Origin of the sequence: uncultured Methylovirgula sp. (genome assembly GCF_947646745.1) — a bacterium.
Classification (GTDB): domain Bacteria; phylum Pseudomonadota; class Alphaproteobacteria; order Rhizobiales; family Beijerinckiaceae; genus Methylovirgula.
Genome location: NZ_CANSHK010000021.1, coordinates 15524 through 39498, shown reverse-complemented (window position 1 = coordinate 39498; position 23975 = coordinate 15524). Strand labels below are relative to the sequence as shown.

Sequence of the window (23975 nt, the reverse complement as noted above, 5' to 3'; positions counted from 1 at the left end):
AAGCTCCTGTGGAGGTTCCGCCGCCCGTCGATCCGGCGCTGGCGGGCGAATCTTCCCCCGCCGCCTCAATTCCGATTATGGATGATCTCGCCAGAGTCACCGGCTCGCATCCCGAACTCGTCAATTCGCCGGAACGGTTCATCAACCGCGAACTCTCCTGGCTCGAGTTCAACCGCCGCGTCTTGCAGGAGGCGTCGAATCGCAATCATCCGCTGCTCGAGCAGCTCCGCTTCCTGTCGATCTCGGCCAACAATCTCGACGAATTTTTCATGGTCCGCGTCGCCGGCCTGCGCGGCCAAGTGCGCGCCGGCGTCTCGACGCCGTCGGAAGACGGCCTGACCCCCGCCGAGCAATTGGTGAAAATCCGCGAGCGCGTCGGCCTGCTGGCGGCCGAGCAGCAGCGCCGCTGGGGCGAATTGCGCCGGGAATTGAAGGCCAATGCCGTGATGCTCCTCGATGCGCAGGAACTCGATCCGGCGGATATCGTCTGGCTCGAGCAATATTTCCTGCAGCATGTGTTTCCGCTGCTGACGCCGCTCGCCGTCGATCCGGCGCATCCGTTTCCGTTCATCCCCAATCTCGGCTTCACCATCGCGCTCGAACTCGTCGAGCCGCGCGAGAGCCGGCACCTGAAAGCGCTCATCCGCCTGCCGGGAAAGACCGACCGCTTCGTTCAACTGCCGCCCGCCGGCTCGAACCAGCGTTTCATTGCGATCGAGACGCTCGTCGGCATGTTCACGCAATCGCTGTTCCCCGGCTATCTGGTGCGCGGCTCGGGCGTGTTCCGCGTCATCCGCGACAGCGACATCGAGGTCGAGGAAGAGGCCGAAGATCTGGTGCTTCTCTTCCAGACGGCGTTGAAGCGCCGCCGCCGCGGCTCGGTCATCCGGCTCGAAGTCGATTCGCATATGCCGGAGCAATTGCGCAATTTCGTCGCCGAAGAGCTCGATGTCGCGATCGACGAGATTTTCGTCCTCGACGGCATGCTGGCGCAGAACGATCTTTCGGTGCTGATCAACGTCGATCGGCCCGATCTGAAGTTCAAGCCTTACAATCCGCGATTTCCGGAACGGGTCAGAGAGAACGGCGGCGATTGCTTCCAGGCGATCAAACAGAAGGACCTCGTCGTCCATCACCCTTATGAGTCCTTCGACGTCGTCGTGCAGTTTCTGAAACAGGCGGCGGCGGATCCTTCGGTCGTCGCGATCAAGCAGACGCTTTACCGCACCTCGGCCGACAGCCCCATCGTGCGTGCGCTCATCGAGGCGGCCGAGGCGGGCAAGTCCGTCACCGCGCTCGTCGAATTGAAGGCGCGTTTCGACGAAGAAGCAAATATCCGCTGGGCACTCGACCTTGAACGCGCCGGCGCGCAAGTGGTCTTCGGTTTCATCGCGCTCAAGACGCACGCCAAGCTCTCCATGGTCGTGCGGCGCGAGGGCGCATCGCTCGTCACTTACTGCCACCTCGGCACCGGCAATTATCATCCGGTGACGGCGAAGATTTATACCGACATTTCCTTTTTCACCGCGGATCCGGCGATCGCCAGCGACGTGTCGCGCATCTTCAATTACATCACCGGCTATGCCGAGCCGGCGCAATTGGAACGCATGTCGATCTCGCCGATCAATCTGAAGAAGCGGCTGCTCGATCATATCGCCAAAGAGGCGGAACTGGCTCGCGCCGGTAAGCCGGCGGCGATCTGGGCCAAGTGCAATGCGCTCGTCGATCCCGAAGTGATTGACGCGCTCTATGCCGCGAGCAAGGCCGGCGTGCAGATCGATCTCGTGGTGCGCGGCATTTGCTGTCTCCGGCCGGGCGTGCCCGGCCTATCCGAGAATATTCGCGTGAAGTCGATCATCGGCCGCTTTCTTGAACATGCGCGCGTCTATGCGTTCGGCAGCGGCCATGGCCTCCCGCATGCCAAGGCCGCGGTCTATATTTCTTCGGCCGATCTCATGCCGCGCAATCTCGATCGCCGCGTCGAGGCGCTGGTGCCGATCACCAATCCCACCTGTCACAGCCAGGTTCTCGATCAGATCATGATCGCCAATCTCATCGATAATCAACAAAGCTACCGAGTGCTGCCGGACGGATCGAGTACGCGAATTAATGCCGGCAAGGAGGAGCCGTTCAACGCCCATTCCTATTTCATGACCAATCCGAGCCTTTCGGGGCGCGGCAAGTCTCTGGAGGAATCGGCGCCGAAGACGCTGCTGAAACGGTTGGAGGGCCGGTGAATCTCTTGATGCCTAAATTGTTCACGGCGACTCCAATGCGCCCAGAGGTCAAGGGTCCCGTCGCGGTCGTCGACATCGGTTCGAATTCGGTGCGCCTCGTCGGCTACGATGGGCTGACGCGGGCGCCGACGCCGATCTTCAACGAAAAGGCGCTGTGTGCCCTGGGCCACGGCGTCGCCAAGACCGGCGAACTGGCGGAGGCGAGCGTCGCGAAGGCGCTGGCCGCGCTCAGGCGCTATCGGGCGCTGATCAAGATCATGAACGTGCAGCAGGTCTATGCGTTCGCGACCGCTGCCGCGCGTGACGCGAGCAACGGCCCCGCCTTCGTTGCCGAGGCGAGCGCAGCGATCGGGGCGCCGGTGAGCCTGCTTTCCGGCCGGCGCGAGGCGGAACTCTCGGCGCTCGGTGTCATCGCCGGCTTCCATGAGCCGGACGGGGTCGTCGCCGATCTCGGCGGCGGTTCTCTCGAACTCATCGATATCAAGGGCGCGAAAGTCGGCAAGGGCATCACGCTGCCGCTCGGCGGCCTGTCGCTGATGGATGCATCCAATCAATCGCTGCGCAATGCGATGCGCATCGCGCAGGAATCGCTTGAAGATGCCAAGCTTCTCGCCAAATTGCGCGGCCGCACGCTTTATGCCGTCGGCGGCACCTGGCGCGCGCTCGCCAAGCTGCACATGCGCCAGCGCAATTATCTGCTCAGCATCATGCACGGCTACAATATTCCGGCGCGCGAAGCCTCGGATTTCGCCGGTCTCGTCGAACGCGTCAACGCCGAAGCGCTGATCTCGGTTGAAGCCGTGACGCCGGCGCGGCGTCCGCTGCTCGCCTATGGCGCGATCGTGCTCGACGAGATCATCCGCAAGGCGCAGCCGAAACAGGTGACGATTTCGGCGACCGGGGTCCGCGAGGGTCTCCTTTACGAGCAATTGTCGAGCGCCGAGCAGCGGCTCGATCCGTTGATCTTCGGCGCGCAAGTGTTCAACGACGCTTATTCGCGTTCGCCGCGCCATGCCGAGGATCTGCGGCAATGGACCGACCGCTTCATGGATTCGCTGCGGCTCGAGGAGAGTCTCGAAGATAAAAGGCTTCGCCATGCGGCCTGTCTGCTCGCCGATGTCAATTGGCGGGCCCATCCCGATTATCGCAGCGAGCAGAGCCTGAATATCGTGGTGAACGGCGCTTTCACCGGCATCGATCATCCCGGCCGTTGCTTCCTCGCGCTTACCATGTCCTACCGCTATCTCGGTCTCGATGCCGACGTGAACCCGCAGATCCGCGTGCATGTCTCGCCGCGGCTGCTCGATCGGGCGCGGCTGCTCGCCGGGGCGATGCGGGTGGGCTATGTCGTTTCCGCCGGCATGGCCGACGTCCTGCCGCGCGCGCCGCTCGCCGCGGCGGCCAAGGGCCGGTTGGTGCTGACCTTGCCGCCTGATCTTGCCGATCTTGGCAGCGAGCGGTTGAGCAATCGGTTGAAGCAGCTTGCCAAATTGATCGGCCGGGAACCGGCGATCCAGATCGGCCTTGCGGTCAAGGCGGGCAACGGCGCCGTCGAGACGGCTTAATGCGTTTTCTGGCGTGGAGGATCCGATGCCGCTCTTTATCGCGATGAACCGTTTCAAGGTTCTGAAGGATCAGGCGCAGGCTTTCGAACAGGTCTGGTTGACGCGGACGTCGCGGCTCGACGAAGTGCCAGGCTTCATCGAATTTCACCTGCTGAAGGGGCCGGAGCACGAGGATTACATCCTCTATGCGTCGCACACGGTCTGGGCGAGCCAAGCCAATTTCATAGCCTGGACGAAATCCGACCAATTCCGCGCCGCCCATGCCCAGGCCGGCAACGAAAAGCCGAAGACGCTCGGCCATCCGGAATTCGAAGGCTTCGAGGCGATTCAAACGGTCGTCAATCCAAAGCCCCCGGCGGCAGAATAAATAGGCTAGGTGAGAGACGGCGCCGTTGTTTCGGGCGGCGTTTCGGCCTCCGGCGCGTCCTGCCATTCGAGGGTGACCACTTTTCCCTTTTCGAGCGTCAGGGCCAGACGGCCGTCGATGAGTTCCAGCGCCTTTTCGCCGAAGATTGCGCGCCGCCAGCCGCTCAGTGCCGGAATCTTGGCGCGCGGGTTTGCGGCGAGGGTCTCCAAATCCTCGACCGTCGCGATCATTTTTGCCGCGACGTCATGCGCCTCGCTCACCTGGCGCAGCAGCACCTTGAGAAGCTCGACGGTGGCGCCATTGCCGTTGCGGCGCTCGCGCTCGATTTTCGGCAGCGCTTTGGGATCGCGGGCGAGCCCGCGCTGGATTGCGGCGAGAATGTCCGATCCGGCGCGCGAACGCTCCATGCCCCTTGGAAAGGCGCGCAAATTGCCCAGCTCGTCGGCGGTTTTGGGTGCGGCGGTGGCGATCTCGATCAGCACGTCGTCCTTGAGCACCCGGCCGCGCGGCACGTCGCGGCTTTGCGCCTCCGCCTCGCGCCAGGCAGCGAGCTCCATCAGCACGGCAAGATCGCGCGGCCGCCGCGCCCGGCCGCGAAACCGCTCCCAGGCCCGTTCGGGATGTTGTTCATAGACGTCCGCAGACGTGAGCTGGGCCATTTCGTCGTCCAGCCAGGAAAGTCGGCCGCTCGATTCGAGCCTTTTGCGCAGATGGAGATAGATGTCGCGCAGATAGGTGACGTCGGCGATGGCATAATTGACCTGCGCCTCTGAGAGCGGCCGCCGCGACCAGTCGGTGAAGCGGGAAGATTTGTCGAGCGCGACCTTGCAGACCGCCTGGACCAGCTCGCCATATGCGATCTGCTCGCCGAAGCCGCAGACCATGGCGGCGACTTGGGTGTCGAACAGGGGCGCCGGGATGAGCTTGGCCAGATTCCAAATGATTTCGATGTCCTGCCGGGCGGCATGGAAGACCTTGATCACCTCCGGATTGGCCATCAAGGCAAAAACGGGTGAAAGATCAAGGCCTTCGGCCAGTGCGTCGACGGCGATGGCTTCCGTCGGAGAAGCAATCTGGACCACGCAGAGCTGCGGCCAGAAGGTCGTCTCGCGAAGAAATTCGGTATCGACGGTGATAAAGGGGTGGTCCGAAAGCCGGCGGCAGGCCTCCGCCAGGTCACGATTCGAGGTAATCAGGCTCATCAAGGCTTGATACTGGAAAGGCGGCCCGGCTTCCAGCCTTGGGTTAGGCCCGCTTGATCCGCCGCTTTCTCGGCGCCGCTTTCTCGTATATGCAAGGCGCCGCCAAAATGTCGGAGCGCCCGGTCCTCATGTTCACCAAGTCCTTTTTCCCCGCTTTGGTTCTAATCGCCGGTCTCTTGACCCCGGTCCTGGCGCAAGCGGCCAATCCATCGCCCGACGAATCGGCCGCGCCGCACATCACATCGAAGGCCTTCGGGTCCTGGACCTTGCATTGCCAACCCGCCCATGAAGAGGGGGCAGAGCCGCTCTGTGCCGTCGCCGAAACGGTCCAAACCGCGAGCAATAAGGTCATTGCGGTCATCTCGATCGGCCGCAGACATCCAGGCGACCCCGTGAATATCGTCGTCAGCCTGCCGGCCAATGTTTCCTTCCCGAGTTCGGTGCATATCCGTACGGATAAAGACGACAAATGGGGCCTGGAGCTTCAATGGCAGCGCTGCATTCCCGGCGCCTGCATCGCGGGCGGCGAGCTGAACCCGGCCGCCATCGCACATTGGAGCAGCCTGCAGACCGACGGCAACATCGTGTTCCAAGATGCTGCCGGCGACGAGGTGGCTGTGCCGATGAGCTTGCGCGGTTTCGGCGACGCCTATAACGCGTTTAATAAATAAAAAACCGCGCCGACCCGCGCCTTGATGTGACAGGACATGCATCGTTACCGCACCCATACTTGCGGCGATCTGCGCGAAGCGCAGGCCGGCGCCGAAATCCGGCTTTCCGGCTGGTGTCACCGCATCCGCGATCACGGCGGCGTCCTCTTCATCGATCTGCGCGACCATTACGGCATCACCCAATGCGTCGTTGACCCGGATTCGCCGGCTTTTCCGCTGGCCGAGAAGCTGCGTGCGGAATGGGTGGTGCGGATCGACGGCACCGTGCGCAAGCGCCCGGCCGGCACCGAAAACCCGGAAATGCCGACCGGTTTCATCGAAATCTATGTCAATGCCATCGAGGTTCTCGGGCCGGCGGCGGAATTGCCGCTGCCCGTCTTCGGCGATCAGCAATACCCCGAAGAGATGCGCCTCAAATATCGTTTCCTCGATCTGCGCCGCGACAAGCTGCACAAAAATATCATGCTGCGCGGCGCGATCATCGACAGCCTCAGGGCACGGATGAAGGCGCAAGGCTTCTTCGAGTTCCAGACGCCGATCCTTACCGCCTCGAGTCCCGAGGGCGCGCGCGATTTTCTCGTGCCGTCGCGGCTGCATCCCGGCAAGTTCTACGCGCTGCCGCAGGCGCCGCAGCAATTCAAGCAGCTTCTCATGGTCGCCGGCTTCGACCGCTATTTCCAAATCGCCCCCTGTTTCCGCGATGAGGACGCGCGCGCCGACCGCAGCCCCGGCGAATTCTATCAGCTCGATTGCGAGATGAGTTTCGTCACGCAGGAGGATGTCTTCGCCGCGATCGAGCCGGTGCTGCGCGGCATCTTCGAGGAATTCGGCCACGGCAAGCCGGTCACGCCGAAATTTCCGCTGATCCCCTATGCCGAGGCCATGCTGAAATATGGGTCGGACAAGCCGGATTTGCGCAATCCGCTGGTCATCGCCGACGTCACCGCGGAATTTGCGCGCGAGGATGTGACGTTCAACGCCTTCAAGAACGTCATTAAGGCCGGCGGCATCGTGCGGGCCATTCCCGCGCCGGGCGCCGGGGCGCAGCCGCGGTCCTTCTTCGACAAGCTCAACGATTGGGCGCGCGGCGAAGGCGCACCGGGGCTCGGCTATGTGATTTTCGAACGGGCAGAAGGCGGGCTCAGCGGGAAGGGGCCGATCGCCAAATTCCTGCCGGCCGAGGCGCAGCAAGCGATTGCCGCCAAGGCCGGTATCGGGGCGGGCGATGCGGTCTTCTTCGTCTGCGATCAGGAGGCGAAGGCGGCGAAGCTCGCCGGGGCTGCGCGGCTCAAGATCGGCAGCGAACTTGGGCTTTCGAAGACGGATGTCTTCGAATTCTGCTGGATCGTCGATTTCCCGATGTACGAATGGAACGAGGAAGACGGCAAGATCGACTTCTCGCACAATCCTTTCTCGATGCCGAATTTTCCGCACGACCATTTCATCGCGCTCGACCCGGCGGATCGCGACACGATCCTGGGGATCAAGGCTTTTCAATACGACATCGTCTGCAACGGGATCGAGCTCTCCTCCGGCGCTATCCGTAATCATCGCCCGGACGTCATGCGCAAGGCCTTCGCACTCGCCGGCTATGGCGAGGATGTGCTGGAGCAGAAGTTCGGCGGCATGTATCGGGCGTTCCAATATGGCGCCCCGCCGCACGGCGGCATCGCACCGGGGGTCGATCGGATCGTCATGCTGCTCGCGGGCGAGGAGAATCTACGCGAAGTGGTCGTCTTCCCGATGAACCAGAAGGCCGAAGACCTGCTTATGAGCGCGCCATCGCCGGTTACGCCGAAACAATTGCGCGAATTGCATATCCGGCTCAATCTGCCGGAGGCGAAGGGGTGAACGCGCCGGCTCCGCAGATCCGCGGCGCCCACGCTCCCTCTCCGGCCGGCTGATTTGCATATTCGGAGTGTCGGGTGGCGGCACGCGTCGCAAAAATTCTCGTTCCGCTTTTCATTCTGGCGATGGGGCTGGTTGTTTTTTTCGCCCCCTACAGCAATTGGGGCGGCGTCGAATATCTCGGTCTGGCTGCGGCGCTCGCAGCCTTTCTTGTCGGCGCGACGCGCGGCTGGCTCCGCAGTCTCGCCCTTGTAGCGGCGTCGCTTCTCGTCGGTCTGGCGGCGGTCGAGGCCAGCGCCGTTCTCGTCCTCGCCCGGCCGAACGAGACGAGGGCGAGCGGCTATTCCGGAAATCGGCCGATCCTTGGCTGGGGCGCCCAGCATCCCGGCATCTTCCGAAATAGAAAATTTTTCGCGAGGTCGAACCGCGTCATTTATGACGCGCATTATACGATCGACGATGCTCTCAACCGCAAAGTCATATCCGCACCGGACGGACCGCTCGTCGCATTCTTCGGTGATTCCTTCGTTTTTGGCACCGGCCTCGATGACAACGCGACGTTGCCGCAGATTTTTTCCGATCTTTATCGCCGAAAGCTCGGGGTCACGAATTTCGGATTTCCGGGCTACGGGCCGCAACAGTTCTTGCGTGCGCTCGAAACCAAGCTCTACGACAAACAGCTCCGCGGCCGCGTCAAGCTCTTCGTCTACGAGACCGCGGCTTTCCACGTCACGCGGGCGGCCTGTATCGATGGCTTCATGCTGCGTGCCCCGCGTTATGTCCTCGAGAGCGGCCGGCCGGTCTTTCGCGGCACCTGCGCGGCGCAAGGCACGGTTTTGGCCGAACTATTCCGCAATACTGCGATGTATCAGGCGTTCATCGAACCGGTCTTCGGCGGTCCGCGCGACGAAGACATCGATCTCTACGTCGCAATCCTCGCCCAGGCGGCGGCGTTGGCGCGCGTCCAATATGGCGCTCCGACAATCATCCTCTATATCCGCGACGACAGCGACAATGCGAAATGGCTGCGTCATGCGCATTACAACGATGAGGACATTATCGCGAAAATGCGCGGCGCGGGTCTCGATGTACTCGATGTCACGCTCGACCTGCGCGCTTATCCGGGGAAGGCTTTGATCATCGTCGGTGACGGCCACCCTTCGGGCTTTGCCAATGGCCTGCGCGCGGCCATGCTGAAAGCCTACCTCGATCATACGCGCCCCAGCCTGTTGACCGCAGCGCAATAGCGCTTGGCGCGACGCAACGGGAACTCACAGTTCACTTCGCCGTTAGCCTCGCCTGAGCATCACGCAAAGCTCAGGTGGAGGAGCCTCATGCTTTCGACGATTTTGATCATTATCCTGATATTGCTTTTGATCGGCGGTCTGCCGAGCTGGCCGTATTCGTCTGGCTGGGGCTATTACCCGTCCGGCGGCATCGGACTCATCCTGCTCATCGTCATCATCCTCGTTCTCCTGGGCCGAATATAGCGGCGCGGAAACGCCGCGCTCGCGTCATTGCAGCAAGCGCAGTGTTTTCGCGGAACCGGATTTGGCCATGGCCGTTGCCGGCAGGACCGCTCCCGCGGTCCTCAACGAGGGAGAGGAAAATGCAAACAATGGGTAAGCTCGCGCTTGCAGCAGGCGCGATCTTTTGGCTTTCCGCGCCGGTCGTGCAGGCCGACGAAGTGACAACGACGCATACCGAGCATTACGACTCGCATCCGCATGGCGGCGCCTATGTCGGTGTTCCGGGCGTCGTCGGTGTACACGTCGGGCGGGACGGCCCGGGAACCGGCTGCGAAACGCATACGAAGACAGTGCACGATGAGGACACGGGCGAGTCGCGCACGCGCTCGGTTTCGAACTGTTGAGGTCATAAAAATGGGACGCCTGCGGGCGTCCCGATTTGTTTGGCGCAGACTCGTTCTACGCAGAAACGGCCGCACGTGCCTAAGCGAGGCCGAGCTTTTGGGCGAGGCCGATGCGCTGCAATTTGCCTGTCGCGCCCTTCGGAATTTCAGCGAGAAAGATAATCTTTCGCGGTGTCTTGAACGCCGCGAGCCGCGCCGACAAGAAATCGCGCAGCTCCGATTCCGTCGCCGCTTGCCCCTCGCGCAGAACGACGGCGGCGGCGACTTCCTCGCCGAGCTTGTCGTGGGGCAGGGCGAACGTGACGACCTGTTCGACGGCCGGGTGATCGAGCAGCGCTTCATCGACTTCGCGCGGCGAGATCTTTTCGCCGCCGCGGATGATGATTTCCTTGATGCGGCCGGTCAGGCTCAAGTGGCCTTCGGCGTCGATCATGCCTTGGTCGCCGGTCCGGAACCAGCCGTTGGTGAAGGCGCTGGCGTTGGCTTTGGGATTGTTCTCATAGCCTTGGGTGACGTTGGCGCCGCGAATGACGACTTCGCCGATCTCGCCGGTGCCAAGCAGGTTGCCGTCCTCGTCCATGATGGCGATCTCGGGACCGGCCGGCAGCCCGACGGCGCCGGGCTTGCGCTTGCCGCGCAGGGGATTGGAGGCCATCTGATGCGAGGCTTCGGTCATGCCATAAGCTTCGATCAGCGGCGCGTTGAAGGTCGCCTCAAGCTCGCTGATCAATTGCGGCGGCATCGACGCTGATGAAGAGCGAAGGAAGCGCAGCGGATAGCGTGCGATGGTCGCTTTGTTATGTCCGGCCCGCGCCAGGATCGCCTGATGCATGGTCGGCACCGCCGTGTACCAGGTCGGCTTGCACTCTTCCATCCAGGCGAAGAATTTGAGGGCATTGAATCCCGGCGTGCAGAAAATCTGGCCGCCACGTGAAAGCGGCGCCAGCAGGCCCGCGATCAGCCCATGGATGTGAAACAGCGGCATGATGTTGAGGCCGCGATCGGCATCGGAGAATTCGAGGCTGGTCGCGATGTTCTGCGCCGAGGCGGTGACATTGGCCTGCGTCAGCGGCACGATCTTCGGCCGCGATGTCGTACCCGATGTATGCAGGATGAGCGCGACGTCGTCGCTTGCGCCGGCGCCGGGGTTGGCTGCGGCCTTCGGCACGCCGCCCGAGAGTGTGAAGGTACCGGCGATGCCGCCCGCATCGGGTGTCAGCGTCAAGACTGTGATGCCGAGCTTGCGCGCGACCTCGATGGCCGGCGACTTGCTGCCGGCCTCGACGATCAGGGCCTTGGCGCCGAGGTCGCTCATATAGAATTCAAACTCGTCCGCCTTGTAGGCGGGATTGAGCGGCGCGGCCGTTGCTCCGGTGGCAACAGCCACGAACGTCGTCGCCATGTCCGGCCCGTTGGGCAGGACGATGGCAATGCGATCGTTGCGGCCGATGCCAAAACCGTTGAGCGTCGCGATCGTCCCCGCGACAAGCTTGCGGAAGGCGTCGTAGGTGAGGTCCCGCGCGCCGGGCGCCGTGACGGCGGCGGCATCGCCGCGCCCGACAGCGAGCAGGTCTTGCAAGGTCCGGATCGAACTCATGTCTATTCCCCAATAAAGCGCCGGCTAAGCCGGCTCGACGACGAGGCGGCCCTTTTCCCGGGCCAGCGTTTCACCAAGAAGCTTGACGAGCGCATAGAGCGAATCGAGATGCGGCGAAGGCACGTTGACGATGCGCCCAAGCTCGATGACCGAGCCGAGCAGCGCATCGGCTTCGAGCGCGCGACCAGTCTCGACATCCTGCAGCATCGAGGTCTTATGCGGACCGACGGCTTCGGCACCGGCGATCCGCTTTTCGAGCGGGATGCGGAAGCGGATGCCGAGCGCTTCCCCGATCGCCTTGACTTCGCGCATGACGTCCTCGGCGAGCCTGCGCGTCAGCGCAAAGCGGCAGATGTCCTCCAGCGTCGCATGCGTCAGCGCGCTGATCGGGTTGAAGGTCGCATTGCCCCAAAGCTTGGTCCAGAGTTCGGCGCGGATATCGGTGACGATCGGCGCCTTGAAGCCGGCGCGGGTGAAGGCCGCGGCGATCCGCTCGAGCCTTTCGGTCGGTTTGCCGTCAAGCTCGGCGAGGGAGAAGCGATAGCCCTCGATATGGCGGATGACGCCGGGGCGCTCGATCTCTGCGGCCGGATAGACGACGCTGGCGAGAACGCGATCGATCGGCAGAGCGTCGGCAATGATGCCGCCGGGATCGACGCTCTCGAGCCGCGCGCCCTCATGCGGGCCGCCGTGCTTGAAGAAATACCACCAAGGGATGCCGTTCTGCGCCGTCAGCACCGCGGTCTGCGGAGCGTAGATCGCCGCCAGGTCGTGCACGACGGCGGCGACCTGATGCGCCTTCATGCCAAGGATCACGAGATCTTGTTCGCCGACATCGCCGATGCGGTTCGAGGCTTGGACTTTGGCGACGATCTCTTGTCCGCCTTCGATCAGCCGCAGGCCGTCGGCACGGATCGCGGCGAGATGCGGACCGCGGGCGATGACGCTGACCTCCTCGCCCGCGTGCGCGAGCCGCGCCGCGAGCAAGCCGCCAATCGCGCCAGCGCCGATTACGCATATTCTCATCAATCCAAACCCTTCAGCCCAAATTGTCGTGGAAGTCGGCGGCCGCGCCTGGCGATGTCCGGTGTGTCCAATGCCGCAATTTCACCGGTCTTGTCCACCCTTCACGATCACTGATCGCAATAGCCAAGTTGAACGCGCGCGGAGCGCGATCGTTTCGCAGGAGCAGCATGAAGGCGCATGGCATGCTGCGCTGCAATACTTTGCAGATCATCATGTTTTTTGCGCCAGGCCGCGGAAAAAATTCTTGCCGCCCTGCGTTTCTCTCGCCAAATTCGCCCGCCACAAAAAGGGACGTGTGAAATGAGCGTTGCTGCGGGGGAAGACGTCGTTATTTCGCAAAGCCGCAGCACCTATCGTTGGGCCCAACTCTTCCTTGGCATCGTCTGCATGACGATGATCGCCAATCTGCAATATGGCTGGACCCTCTTCGTCGGGCCGTTGCATACGGCGTTCGGCTGGAAACCGGCGGCGATCCAGGTCGCCTTCACCATCTTCGTCGTCTGCGAAACCTGGCTCGTCCCCTTCGAAGGCTATTTCGAGGACCTTTTTGGTCCGCGGCCGCTGATTGCCTTCGGCGGCTTGCTCGTCGCCGTCGCCTGGGTGTTGAACTCGCAGGTCACCAGCCTGTCCGGTCTCTATATCGCGCAGGCGATTGGCGGTATCGGCGCCGGCGCGATCTATGGGACTTGCGTCGGCAATGCGATGAAATGGTTTCCCGATCACCGCGGCCTCGCTGCCGGCTTGACGGCAGCGGGTTTCGGCATCGGCTCGGCGCTGACCATCGTGCCGATTTCTAATGTCATCGCGACGCACGGCTACCAGAGCGCTTTCCTTTATTTCGGGCTGGGGCAGGGGATCGCCGTTTGTCTCTGCGCGCTGCTGCTGCGCTCGCCCGGCAAGGCCGACGCAACGGAGGCGCCGGCCCATGCGGCAGAAGAGACGCGCCGCCAATATGCGCCGCGCGAAATTCTGCGCACGCCGCTGTTCTGGCTGCTCTATGCGATGTTCGTGATGATGGCGGCGGGCGGCCTGATGGCGACCGCGCAGCTCGCACCGATCGCCAAGGATTTCGGCGTCGCCAAAGTGCCGGTGAGTGTCCTGAGTTTCACGCTGCCGGCGCTGACCTTCGCGCTCGCGCTCGACCGCACGCTCAACGGTCTCACGCGCCCGTTTTTCGGCTGGGTCTCGGACCGCATCGGCCGCGAGCACACAATGTTCCTGGCCTTCGGCGTCGAAGGTCTCGCCATTCTCGCCTTGAGCAAATATGGCCATACACCCGGCCTGTTCGTGCTGTTGAGCGGCCTTGTGTTCTTCGGCTGGGGCGAAATCTATTCGCTGTTTCCGGCGACCTGCACCGACGCATTCGGCGCGAAGTTTGCCACGACCAATGCCGGCCTGCTTTATACGGCGAAGGGCACGGCCGCGCTGCTCGTGCCGCTTTCGAGCAAGCTCACGGAATGGACGGGGAGCTGGCACCTCGTCTTCTGGATCGCTGCCGGGCTCAATATTGCGACGGCGCTTCTGGCGATCTTCGTGTTGCGTCCGCTGCGGCGCCAATATGCAACTAGACCACGATGATTTCGGATCGAATTGGCCCGAAATCATGAACGTGATCGATTCTCATCGTTTAGAGCGGGATTTTTCGCGAAAAAACCGCTGACACTTTTTCGCGTCCCGCTCTAAGGCCGCTCAATCGCGGGCGTAAAAGTCGATATGCACGTGATGCGGGCCGACGCCGTTCTCGTCGATCGTGTCGATGAAGGTTGATGGCTCGATCTCGAGTTCGACGTAAGTCGGGTCATAATATTTATATTCGACGATCGTCACCGGCAGCAGATTATAGACCGTATCGGCCCAGGCGCGTACGCGCCACAGCCCGTAATTGGGCGGCAGCGTGCAGGCGACATGAAAAGTATGCGAAATATCGAGGTCGGAATATTCCGAACTGCGCAGCGCCACGCTGACATTGCGCGCGGCGAGAACGCGCACGTTATTGCTGTCGACCATGAGGTCGAGGCTCGCGAGCGGCGGATGGTACGGCTGATAATGCGTCGCGCCGATCGCCGGCTGATGCGCATGGAGGACGAGAGCCAAGAACGCCGCCGTTTGCATTGCCTTCTCCAAAATTGCGCCGCATCGGATTCCGGAGCGGATTTGTGCCCCCGGGCGCGACAAAAGTCTATCGGCGCCAGATCACGACATCGCGGGGCCGTGGCGCGCCTCTTGGAGCAGCGGATCGGCGTTGCCGATCCGGCGTTGTCAACGCGCGGTTGGTCTAGAGATTGCGCGGTAGAAAATAAGCAAGGATGCCGATCAGCGGCAGGAATGCTGTCAGCTGATAGACGAAAGTGATGCTGGTTGCATCGGCCAGCACGCCAAGAAGCGCCGCACCAAGCCCTGCTATACCGAAAGCCAGGCCGAAGAAGAGCCCGGCCACCGCGCCGACCCGTTCGGGCAACAATTCTTGCGCATAGACGACGATCGCTGCGAAGGCCGACGACAACACGAAGCCGATGATGAAGCTGAGCGCGATGGTCGTCGGCAGGTTGGCGTAGGGCAATGCGAGCGTGAAGGGCAGGACGCCGAGGATCGACCCCCAAATTACATAACGCCGGCCGATCCGGTCGCCGATCGGGCCGCCGAAGAAGGTGCCGAGCGCCGACGCGCCGAGGAAAACGAAGAGACAGATCTGCGCCGTCTGCACGGGCAGATGAAACTTCTGGATCAGATAGAACGTGTAATAGCTGTTGAAGCTCGCGAGATAGACGAATTTCGAGAACATCAGCGCGAGCAGGATCGCGACCGAGGCCGCGATATGCCGGCGGGTCAGGCCGTGGCCGGCGCCGACCGGTCTGGCGCGCTTCGGCGCGGCGGCGATGCGCGCCGCATACCAGCGACTGATGTTGGCGAGCAGGAAAATGCCCATCAGCGGCAGCAGCGCAAGCCAAGCGATCGCTCTCTGGCCGAAAGGCACGATGACGAGCGCCGCCAGCAGCGGGCCGATCGCGGCGCCGGTGTTGCCGCCGACCTGGAACAGCGATTGCGCCAGGCCATGTTGGCCTCCCGATGCCAGCCGCGCGACGCGCGAGGATTCCGGATGGAACACCGAGGAGCCGACGCCGATCAGCGCCGCCGCAATAAGCACGGTGTAGAAATGCCCGGCGAACGCCAGCAAAACGAGGCCGCAGAGCGTCACCCCCATGCCAAACGGCAGCGAGTAGGGCTTCGGGTTCCTGTCCGTATAAAGCCCGATCATGGGCTGCAGCAGCGAACCGGTGAGCTGGAAGGCGAGGGTGATCAGACCGACTTGGCTGAAGCTCAGCCGGAAGGAGGTCTTGAGAATCGGATAGACCGCCGGCAGCAGCGATTGGACGGTATCGTTCAGAAGATGGGAGACGCTGAGCGTCACGAGCACGGCGAAAAGGGTCGCTTCGCCTGTCGCCGCCCCGAAGGGCTGCGGCGCTCCGACTTTCGAATTGAAGGACATTGGCCGATCGTTTGATGGTACCGCCACCCCGGTTCGAACGGGGGACCTCTAGATCCACAATCTAGCGCTCTAACCAGCTGAGCTATGGCGGCGTGACGTTTTCGCGGCGCAAACTATTAAGATCGCCCCGGCATTGCAAGGCTGCGCAGTGCAGGTCTGCTCCGTTCCGGTGGAAGGTCACCCGGGCGCATCTTTCCCATTCCGCCGCGCATTAAGCAAGAATCGATCAACTTGGGCAGAAATGCTAGGGACTTATGGACCACCGCACGGCGAACCTTTAGGACTTCGTTAAGGCTATCCGTGGCGGCGGAGGGGGCCGATGACGAGACCGGAAGAGAGCCTCTGCCGCGATGATGGCCTATATCAGCGAGCCCGGGATTAGCCCCCAGGCGATTGAGACTGCGCTGCGGGCTTTGTCCCTGCGCGATGAGGCGATCCCCTTCCTTGTCGCGGCGCCGGCCGATTCGGGGCACCGAATCATCGCTGCCAGCCAAACTCTGCTGACGCTGTTTCAGGCTCCTGATCTCGCCGCACTGACGGCGCGCCTCTTCGCCGGCACGGACGATGGCGCCAAGCGCCTCGCCGCGCAGGCCGAGACGCTGGCTCTCGACGGCGCACCGCGGCTTGAGCGGTTGGCCTTCACGCTGACGCCCGGCTGCGAGACGATCACCTTCCTCAGCCGTCGCATTGCCGATGCCACGCACGGGGCTCTTTTCGTCGCCGCAACTCTCGGCGTCGGCGCATTGCTCGCGCGGCTACAGGCCGCCCCGATCGCCGCAGCCCCTGTAGAGGAAACGCCGTTGCCGGTTCTCACCCTTGACGACGTGCGCAAACTGCTCGCCTCGCGGATCGGCACGCGGACCAACGTGCGCTTTCTCTGGCGCACCGATGCCGGCGACAAGGTCACCGAAATCACCCCGCCGCTGGCCGAAGTGGTCGGCAAGGATGCCGCCAACATCCTCGGCCGCGACTTCGGCGATGTGGCCAAATATCTCGATCGCGAGCCGGACGGGCCGCTGGCGCGTGCCTTTGCACGGCACGAGACCTTCAGCGGCGTCGAAGTGCTCTGGCCGATCGCCGGCGCCGCTGCGGCGGTCCCGGTCGGGCTCGGCGGCCTGCCGGCCTTCGATCGCGAGCGGGCCTTCGACGGCTATCGCGGCTTTGGCGTCATCTATGTCGACCGGCTGACCGACAGTGCGGTGCGGCCGTTCCTGCAAGAGGCGGGCGCCGCATTGCCCCAACCCATACCCGAGACCCCGGCCGCGGATTTGCCGCCGCCGGCTGCTGCCGAAGACACCGGCCTGTCATCCGCCGAGACGGCAGCGGTCCCCGACGAAGCCGCCCCCGCGATCGAGGCGGAGACGTCTGCGCCATCCGACAATGTCGTGCCGCTGCATCCGGTTGTGCCGGTCGTGTTGCCCGTCGAGGCGCAGGCTGGCATCTCCGAGCCGCCTGTCTCCGAGCCGCCCGTCCCCACGGATGAGGAAGGCTTGCTGTCGCAGGACGAGGCGACCGCTTTTCGTGCGATCGGCGACGTGCTGGCCGAAGAGACGCCGCCGCTCGAAGCCGAACCGGAATTGCCGCTGGGGGCTGCTTCCATCGTCGGCGCCAATGCCACCGCGATCCTCGACCGGCTGCCGCTCGGCATCCTGGTCAGCCGCGACAATGTCGCGATCTATGCCAACCGCACCTTGCTGGATCTTTTGGGCTTTGCTGACGAGGACGCTTTTCACGCGGCGGGCGGCATGGCGCGGATGTTCAATCTGGCACCGACCGGCAGCGACATGATCGGCGTGCATACGGCCTCCGGCGATACGTTTTCGGCGCGGGCGCGGCTGCAGGCGATCGAATGGGACCATTTGCCAGCGACTTTGCTGACCTTGCGCCGCGACGACAAGGCCGAGCAGACGGCGCAACTCGAAGCGGACCTGCGCATTCAGAAGGGCGAGGCGCGCGAACTCTCCGCCATTCTCGATACGGCGACGGACGGCCTCGCCATCCTCGATCCGAACGGTCACATCGTTTCGCTCAACCGCTCGGGCGAGGCGCTCTTCGGCTACGATCAGAGTGAGGTCGCGGGTCAACCGCTGACCGTGCTCATTGCCGCCGACAGCCAGTCCAAGGTCAGCGATTATTTCGAGGGCGTGAAGGCGAACGGCGTTGCCAGCCTCTTAAACGACGGCCGCGAAATCGACGGCCGCGCCAAGCAGGGCGGCCTCATTCCGATCTTCATGACGCTCAGCCGCGTCGGGCCTGCCCAGAGCGATCCCGCGCAGCAGAAATTCTGCGCGCTTTTCAGGGACATGACGCATTGGAAGAAAGTCGAGGAAGAACTTCAGCAGGCGCGCCAGGAGGCCGAGCGAGCGAGTGCGCTGAAATCCGATTTCCTCGCCAAGGTCAGCCACGAAATCCGCACGCCGCTCAATGCGATCATCGGCTTTGCTGAAGTCATTCTTGAGGAGCGGTTCGGCCCTGTCGGCAACGAGCGCTATCGCGATTATCTGCGCGACATCCATACCTCCGGCACGCATGTGATGAGCCTCGTCAACGACCTCCTCGATCTTTCGAAGATCGAGGCGGGCAAGATGGATCTTCAGTTCGTCTCGGTCGATATCAACCGGGCGATCACCGAGGCGGTGGGCATCATGCAGCCGCAAGCCAATCAGGCGCGGGTCATCATGCGGCTGTCGCTTTCGCCGCATCTGCCGAAGATCGTCGCCGACGAGCGTTCGCTGCGCCAGATCCTGCTCAATCTGCTTTCGAACGGCGTCAAATTCAACGAGCCGGGCGGCCAGGTCATCATCTCCTCGGCGCTGACCGATACCGGCAATGCGGTGATCCGCATCCGCGACACTGGCATCGGCATGTCGGACAAGGAGATCGAAACCGCGCTCGAACCGTTCCGCCAGATCGCGACCTCGCGGCAGACGAACGGTACCGGCCTTGGCCTGCCGCTGACCAAGGCGCTGGTCGAGGCCAACCGCGCCTATTTCACCATCAAGAGCAAGAGGGACGAAGGCACGTTCGTCGAAGTCGCCTTTCCGCCCGCGCGGGTCTTGGCGGAATAGGACGGCGTTTCGGGCCGAGCCTCATTCGCGCCGACCTCTCAAACCGCAACCGTCCCGACGATGAGAATATGCAGCGCCCGCGGGCCGTGGGCGCCGAGCAGCAAGGTCTGCTCGATATCGGCCGAGCGCGACGGGCCGGTGATGAAATTCACCGTGCGCGGCATGGCGCCCGCTCCATAGGCGGCCCGCAAGTCCTGCCAGAAGGTCTCGTAATCACCGAGAATTTTTTGCGCTTCGACGACGACGATATGCGTCTCCGGCAGAAAGTTGAGCGTCGTCGGATTGTCGGGGCCGGAGACGAGCGCCAGCGTGCCGGTCTCTGCGATGCCGGCAAAGGCATGGCTCAGACCGACACGGTCGCCGCCGTCGGCGCGGCCTTCGTCGAGCGTCAGCGCCGTCGCCGCCCAGGGCAGGGCGGCAAGATAAGGGTCAGCGCCCATGCGCAGGCGCGGCGGCAGATTTTTGGCGCGCAAAAAATCGGCGATGCGCGCCGGTATATCCGCAGCCGCAGCGAGGACTTCGACCGTCGCGAAAACGCGCTCCGCCTCGGCACGAAAGAGAGCGACGCGATCGGCGGTTTGGCCCCGCGCCGGGATGACGCTTTCAGGCGGATCGGCAAGCCGCGCGTCGACCGCACGCCGGCGCGCCGCTTCCGCGCCGGTGACCCCCAGCGCGCGGCGGATGGCGGCGAAGATTTTCGCCCGGTCGCTCATGGCTTTTTCCGCGCCGCGAATTGCGCCTGAAAGGTCTCGCCTTGCGGCGCCGGGAAATCGCGCTGAGCCGTCCAGCCATTGGCGAACGGCAGGCTGCGGAACCGACCCCGTCCGCCGAGAAGCGCCAGCGCCCGCACCCCCATCTGTGTCGCCAAGCCGTAGAGCTGCGGCCGCTTGGCGAAAAAGCCCCAGAATGCGAGGCCAAGCCTTTGCGTCTCGGGGCCCAAATGCCGCGCGAAGCCGCGTTCGCGCCAGTGCCGCAGCAATTTCGGCAGCGGTATGCGCACCGGGCAGACACTTTCGCAGGCGCCGCAGAGTGTCGAGGCTTGCGGCAGATCGGCCGCATGATCGAGGCCGTAGAGCCCTGGCGTCAGCACCGATCCCATCGGTCCGGGATAGATCGAGCCATAGGCGTGACCGCCGATCGACTGATAGACCGGGCAATGGTTCAGGCAGGCGCCGCAGCGGATGCAGCGGAGCATCTCGGCGAAATCGCTGCCGAGCATTTTCGTGCGGCCATTGTCGAGCAGGATGACGTGATATTCGTCCGGCCCGTCGGGGTCGCCCGGCCGGCGCGGGCCGGTCGAGAGCGTCGTATAGACCGACATGTCCTGTCCGGTCGCCGAGCGCGCCAGCACGCGCAGCAGCGTGCCGGCATCTTCGAGCGTCGGCACGAGCTTCTCGATCGAAGCGAGGATGATATGGACCTTCGGCAGGCTCTGCGAGAGGTCGCCGTTGCCCTCGTTGGTGACGATGATCGAGGCGCCGGTTTCGGCGATCAGGAAATTCGCGCCGGTGATGCCGATATCGGCGGCGAGGAATTTTTCGCGCAGGATTTTGCGTGCTTCCGTCAAGAGCGCGGCGGGTTCGGTCAGGTCGCGCTCCTGCGGCAAATCTTTGTGGGCGCGCCGGAAGTCCGCCGCGATCTGGTCCTTGGTGAGATGCACCGCCGGCGCGATGATATGCGAGGGCATTTCATGGCGGAGCTGGATGACATATTCGCCGAGATCGGTCTCGACCGGTGCGATGCCGGCCGCTTCGAGCGCGGCATTGAGGCCGATTTCCTCGCCGATCATCGACTTGCCTTTGGCGACGCTTCTCGCGCCGCGCTTGCGGCAGATGTCGAGCACGACGGCATTGGCGGCTTCCGGCGTGCGGGCATAATGCACCGTGCCGCCTGAGGCCAAAACCTTCGCTTCATAGGCTTCGAGATAAAGGTCGAGATGCGCGAGCGTATGCTCCTTGATGTCGCGCGCAGCGTCGCGCAGCGCCTCGAATTCCGGCAGCCGCGCGATGGCCTTGGCGCGCTTGGCGATGAAGCCATCGCGCGAGACAGTGAGCGCCTGCTGCAAATGCGCGTCGCCCAAGGCACGATGCGCGTTGGCGGTGAAATCCGCCGTGCTCAGAGCGGGATGCGAAAAAGTGGATGCCGGTTTTTCGCGTGAATCCCGCTCTGAGTTTTTAGAATCGATCACGTTTATGGTTTTGGATCGATTCGCTCCAAAACCATCGTGATCTGACGGCGCGCTCATCGCTTCCCCGGCGCGCCGATCGCCGGCACATCGGCCATGCCGGCGAGCACTTCGGCGAAATGGCGGACCTCGATCGCGCTGCCCTTGCGCGCCAACCGTCCGGCGATATTCATCAGGCAGCCCAAATCGCCGGCGAGCAGAACCGGCGCGCCGCTCGCCTCGGCGGCTGCGGCCTTTTCCTCGACAATCGCGGCGGAGATCTCGCCATATTTCACCGCGAACGTGCCGCCGAAGCCGCAGCAGCGCTCATGATCTTCCATTTCGACGAGATCGAGCCCGCGCACCGTGCCGAGCAGTTTGCGCGGCTGATCGGCGATGCCGAGCTCGCGCAGGCCGGAGCACGCGTCATGATAGGTCACGCGACGGGGAAATTCGGCGTCGACCGCGCCGACCTTCAAGACGGTGACAAGAAAGTCTGAAAGCTCGTAAATCTTGGCGGCGAAAGCCTCGGCCCTGGCGGCGAATTCGTCGTCGGCGAACAGCGCCGGATAATGTTTCGCCAGCATGCCGGCACAGGAGCCGGAGGGAACGACGATATAATCGTAAGACGCGAAGGCTTCGATCACCGGCCGCGCCAAGTCTTTGGCGAGCCGCCGGTCGCCGGAATTATAGGCCGGCTGGCCGCAGCAGGTCTGCGCCGGCACCGCGACATGGCAGCCAGCGTCTTCGAGCAGCTTGACCGCCGCCCAGCCGATGGACGGGCGGAAGAGATCGACGAGACAGGTGACGAAAAGGCCGATACGCGGCCGATGTGGGACGTCCATAGGGGCCAACTATCGGGCCGGCACCGGCCGCGTCAACATTGCGAGGGAAAGATGGGTCAGGAGATCGAACACAAATTTTTGGTCGATAAGGCGCGCTGGCGCCCGAGCGGGCCGGGCGTCTTGATCCGCCAGGGCTATCTTTCGACGGACAAGGAGAGGGTCGTGCGCATCCGCAGCGCCGGTCCCGATGCCTACATCACGATCAAGGGGCCGGGGCATATCAGCCGCGCCGAATTCGAATATGCCATTCCGCTCGACGATGCCAATGTGATGCTCGACCAACTCTGCCTGCCGAGCATCATCGACAAGACGCGCTACGAGGAGAACGTCGGCGGCCATAAATGGCAGATCGACGTCTTCCAAGGCGACAACGACGGGCTCGTGATGGCCGAGATCGAGCTTAGGCGCGAAGGCAAGGCGTTCGAAAAACCGGATTGGGCCTTGCAGGAGGTGTCCGAGGATCCGCGCTATTTCAACGCAAGCCTATCCAAAGCGCCGTTCAAGACGTGGGACTGATCGCCGGTGCCGTACCGGCCACGGCAAGGCTCTTGCGGTCGCGTGCCGCCCGGCGCATGGTCGGGCCATGACCGGCATTCAATTTCCCACGCCTGATCCCACAATCCTCGCCCGGCGCGAGACGATCATCGCGGGCCTTGCAGCGCTGCTTCCGCCGGAAGCGCTCATCACCACCGAGGACGAGCGGCGCGCCTTCGAGACCGATGCGCTGACGGCTTACCGGCGCATGCCGCTTGCCGTCGTGCTGCCGCGCTCGACGGAAGAGCTTGCGTCCGTCATGGCCTATCTGCATCAAGAGGGCGTGAACGTCGTCGCGCGCGGCGCCGGCACGTCGCTCGCCGGGGGCGCCATCCCGCAAGAGGATGCGGTGGTCGTCGGCGTCGCCAAAATGGCGCGCATCCTCGACATCGACTACGCCAACCGCACGATCCGGGTGCAGGCCGGCGTCACCAACCTTTCGATTTCGAATGCAGTCGCGGCGGAGCGCTTTTTTTATGCGCCGGACCCGTCGTCGCAGCTTGCCTGCACGATCGCCGGCAATATCGGCATGAATTCCGGCGGCGCGCATTGCCTCAAATATGGTGTGACGACCAACAATGTGCTGGGCGTCAAAATGGTGCTCGCCGACGGCACAATCGTCGAGATCGGCGGCGGCTATCTCGACAGTCCGGGCCTCGATCTCATCGGCCTCGTCGTCGGCTCCGAAGGCCAGCTCGGCATCGTGACGGAAGCGACTTTGCGCATCCTGCCGATGCCGGAAGATGCCCGGCCGGTGCTCTTCGGCTTTCCAACAAGCGAGGCGGCGGGCGGCTGCGTCGCCGCGATCATCGGCGCCGGCATCATCCCCGTCGCGATCGAATTCATGGACAAGCTCGCCGTCGAAATTTGCGAGGACTTCGCCCATGCCGGCTATCCGCTCGATGCCGGCGCGCTGCTCATCATCGAGTCGGAGGGCTCTCCCGCCGAGATCGATGCCGAACTCGCCAAGATTGTCGCCATCGCCAAGGAATACGGCGTCAGCGTCGTCAAGGAATCGAAATCGGCGATGGAGACGGCCGCGATCTGGAAGGGCCGCAAATCCGCCTTCGGCGCGACCGGCCGCGTCGCTGATTACATCTGCATGGACGGCACGATCCCGACCGGGCGCCTGCCGCAGGTGCTGCACCGGCTGAACGAGATCGTGGCCGAGCTTGGCCTGCGCGTCGCCAATGTGTTCCATGCCGGCGACGGCAATCTGCATCCGCTCGTGCTCTACAATATCAACGATCCGGCCGAGCAGGCGAAAGCCGAAAAGGCGGGCGAGGAAATCCTGAAACTTTGTGTCGAGGTCGGCGGCTGTCTCACCGGCGAGCATGGTGTCGGCATCGAGAAGCGCGATCTGATGCCGTTCCAGTTCAGCCCCGTCGATCTGGCGCAGCAGATGCGCGTCCGCGCCGCCTTCGATCCCGCCTGGCGGCTCAACCCGGCCAAGGTCTTTCCGCTCGAGGGGCGGGCGGCGGCTTAACGGCG

General features: G+C 63.5%; 20 protein-coding genes and 1 tRNA gene. 12 read left to right on the top strand and 9 right to left on the bottom strand.

Annotated features, from left to right (window positions below; translation table 11 throughout):
* Window positions 1-77: 77 nt before the first annotated feature.
* Genes Q0025_RS07965 through Q0025_RS07955 form a run of 3 tightly spaced genes read left to right on the top strand, consistent with a single transcriptional unit; the run spans window position 78 to window position 4169 of the window.
* Window positions 78-2237 (top strand): RNA degradosome polyphosphate kinase, encoded by a 2160-nt coding sequence (locus Q0025_RS07965; RefSeq protein ID WP_297297773.1) that lies wholly within the window; start codon window positions 78-80, stop codon window positions 2235-2237.
* Window positions 2238-2272: 35 nt separating this feature from the next.
* Window positions 2273-3802: an exopolyphosphatase gene (gene ppx / locus Q0025_RS07960; protein ID WP_297297744.1), complete on the top strand. Its 1530-nt coding sequence runs from the start codon at window positions 2273-2275 to the stop codon at window positions 3800-3802.
* Between the two features lie 25 nt (window positions 3803-3827).
* Window positions 3828-4169 (top strand): antibiotic biosynthesis monooxygenase, encoded by a 342-nt coding sequence (locus Q0025_RS07955; RefSeq protein ID WP_297297742.1) that lies wholly within the window; start codon window positions 3828-3830, stop codon window positions 4167-4169.
* A gap of 5 nt (window positions 4170-4174) precedes the next feature.
* Here Q0025_RS07955 and rnd read toward each other — a convergent pair whose 3' ends face one another.
* Window positions 4175-5371, bottom strand: coding sequence for a ribonuclease D (rnd, locus tag Q0025_RS07950; protein WP_297297740.1), 1197 nt, complete (start codon window positions 5369-5371; stop codon window positions 4175-4177).
* 107 nt (window positions 5372-5478) lie between these two features.
* Here rnd and Q0025_RS07945 point away from each other — a divergent pair, with 107 nt between their 5' ends.
* The 5 genes from Q0025_RS07945 to Q0025_RS07925 all read left to right on the top strand — a co-directional run bounded on the left by Q0025_RS07945 (window position 5479) and on the right by Q0025_RS07925 (window position 9763).
* Window positions 5479-6042 (top strand): invasion associated locus B family protein, encoded by a 564-nt coding sequence (locus Q0025_RS07945; RefSeq protein WP_297297738.1) that lies wholly within the window; start codon window positions 5479-5481, stop codon window positions 6040-6042.
* Between the two features lie 36 nt (window positions 6043-6078).
* Window positions 6079-7893 carry an aspartate--tRNA ligase gene (gene aspS, locus Q0025_RS07940; RefSeq protein ID WP_297297736.1) on the top strand — a complete coding sequence of 605 codons (1815 nt, stop codon included), beginning with the start codon at window positions 6079-6081 and terminating at the stop codon, window positions 7891-7893.
* Window positions 7894-7967: 74 nt separating this feature from the next.
* The gene (locus Q0025_RS07935) at window positions 7968-9137 is read left to right on the top strand and encodes an SGNH/GDSL hydrolase family protein (protein ID WP_297297734.1); all 1170 of its coding nucleotides are present in this window, start codon (window positions 7968-7970) and stop codon (window positions 9135-9137) included.
* Window positions 9138-9224: 87 nt separating this feature from the next.
* The gene (locus Q0025_RS07930) at window positions 9225-9380 is read left to right on the top strand and encodes a DUF3309 family protein (RefSeq protein WP_297297732.1); all 156 of its coding nucleotides are present in this window, start codon (window positions 9225-9227) and stop codon (window positions 9378-9380) included.
* A 119-nt stretch (window positions 9381-9499) separates the two neighbouring features.
* Window positions 9500-9763 carry a hypothetical protein gene (locus Q0025_RS07925; protein WP_297297730.1) on the top strand — a complete coding sequence of 88 codons (264 nt, stop codon included), beginning with the start codon at window positions 9500-9502 and terminating at the stop codon, window positions 9761-9763.
* Window positions 9764-9842: 79 nt separating this feature from the next.
* Here Q0025_RS07925 and Q0025_RS07920 read toward each other — a convergent pair whose 3' ends face one another.
* Both Q0025_RS07920 and Q0025_RS07915 read right to left on the bottom strand, forming a co-directional pair.
* Window positions 9843-11360: an acyl--CoA ligase gene (locus Q0025_RS07920; protein ID WP_297297728.1), complete on the bottom strand. Its 1518-nt coding sequence runs from the start codon at window positions 11358-11360 to the stop codon at window positions 9843-9845.
* Window positions 11361-11384: 24 nt separating this feature from the next.
* Window positions 11385-12386 (bottom strand): 2-dehydropantoate 2-reductase, encoded by a 1002-nt coding sequence (locus Q0025_RS07915; RefSeq protein WP_297297726.1) that lies wholly within the window; start codon window positions 12384-12386, stop codon window positions 11385-11387.
* Window positions 12387-12686: 300 nt separating this feature from the next.
* On the opposite strand from Q0025_RS07915, the gene oxlT reads away from it, so the two are divergent.
* Window positions 12687-13964, top strand: a complete 1278-nt coding sequence (gene oxlT, locus Q0025_RS07910; RefSeq protein ID WP_297297724.1) for an oxalate/formate MFS antiporter — start codon at window positions 12687-12689, stop codon at window positions 13962-13964.
* 111 nt (window positions 13965-14075) lie between these two features.
* On the opposite strand, the gene Q0025_RS07905 is transcribed toward oxlT, so the two are convergent.
* The 3 genes from Q0025_RS07905 to Q0025_RS07895 all read right to left on the bottom strand — a co-directional run bounded on the left by Q0025_RS07905 (window position 14076) and on the right by Q0025_RS07895 (window position 15965).
* Window positions 14076-14498, bottom strand: a complete 423-nt coding sequence (locus Q0025_RS07905) for a hypothetical protein (protein ID WP_297297722.1) — start codon at window positions 14496-14498, stop codon at window positions 14076-14078.
* A gap of 163 nt (window positions 14499-14661) precedes the next feature.
* Entirely contained in the window at window positions 14662-15873 is a 1212-nt protein-coding gene (locus tag Q0025_RS07900) for an MFS transporter (RefSeq protein ID WP_297297720.1), read from the bottom strand.
* A 15-nt stretch (window positions 15874-15888) separates the two neighbouring features.
* Window positions 15889-15965: transfer RNA gene (locus Q0025_RS07895), tRNA-His, on the bottom strand.
* Window positions 15966-16223: 258 nt separating this feature from the next.
* Here Q0025_RS07895 and Q0025_RS07890 point away from each other — a divergent pair.
* Window positions 16224-18941 (top strand): PAS domain-containing sensor histidine kinase, encoded by a 2718-nt coding sequence (locus Q0025_RS07890; RefSeq protein WP_297297718.1) that lies wholly within the window; start codon window positions 16224-16226, stop codon window positions 18939-18941.
* 38 nt (window positions 18942-18979) lie between these two features.
* Here the strand turns inward: Q0025_RS07890 and Q0025_RS07885 are convergent, their stop codons facing one another.
* The 3 genes from Q0025_RS07885 to Q0025_RS07875 all read right to left on the bottom strand — a co-directional run bounded on the left by Q0025_RS07885 (window position 18980) and on the right by Q0025_RS07875 (window position 21950).
* Window positions 18980-19654, bottom strand: a complete 675-nt coding sequence (locus tag Q0025_RS07885) for a lactate utilization protein (protein WP_297297717.1) — start codon at window positions 19652-19654, stop codon at window positions 18980-18982.
* A complete protein-coding gene (locus tag Q0025_RS07880; protein WP_297297715.1) occupies window positions 19651-21021 on the bottom strand; it encodes a LutB/LldF family L-lactate oxidation iron-sulfur protein in 1371 nt (456 codons plus the stop codon). The genes Q0025_RS07885 and Q0025_RS07880 overlap by 4 nt, the downstream gene beginning before the upstream one ends.
* Before the next feature lie 161 nt (window positions 21022-21182).
* The gene (locus tag Q0025_RS07875) at window positions 21183-21950 is read right to left on the bottom strand and encodes a (Fe-S)-binding protein (RefSeq protein WP_297297713.1); all 768 of its coding nucleotides are present in this window, start codon (window positions 21948-21950) and stop codon (window positions 21183-21185) included.
* A 51-nt stretch (window positions 21951-22001) separates the two neighbouring features.
* Between Q0025_RS07875 and Q0025_RS07870 the strand changes: the two genes are divergently transcribed.
* Together Q0025_RS07870 and Q0025_RS07865 are read left to right on the top strand one after the other, a co-directional pair.
* A complete protein-coding gene (locus Q0025_RS07870; RefSeq protein ID WP_297297711.1) occupies window positions 22002-22466 on the top strand; it encodes a CYTH domain-containing protein in 465 nt (154 codons plus the stop codon).
* Between the two features lie 67 nt (window positions 22467-22533).
* Window positions 22534-23970 carry an FAD-linked oxidase C-terminal domain-containing protein gene (locus tag Q0025_RS07865; RefSeq protein WP_297297709.1) on the top strand — a complete coding sequence of 479 codons (1437 nt, stop codon included), beginning with the start codon at window positions 22534-22536 and terminating at the stop codon, window positions 23968-23970.
* Window positions 23971-23975 lie beyond the last annotated feature (5 nt).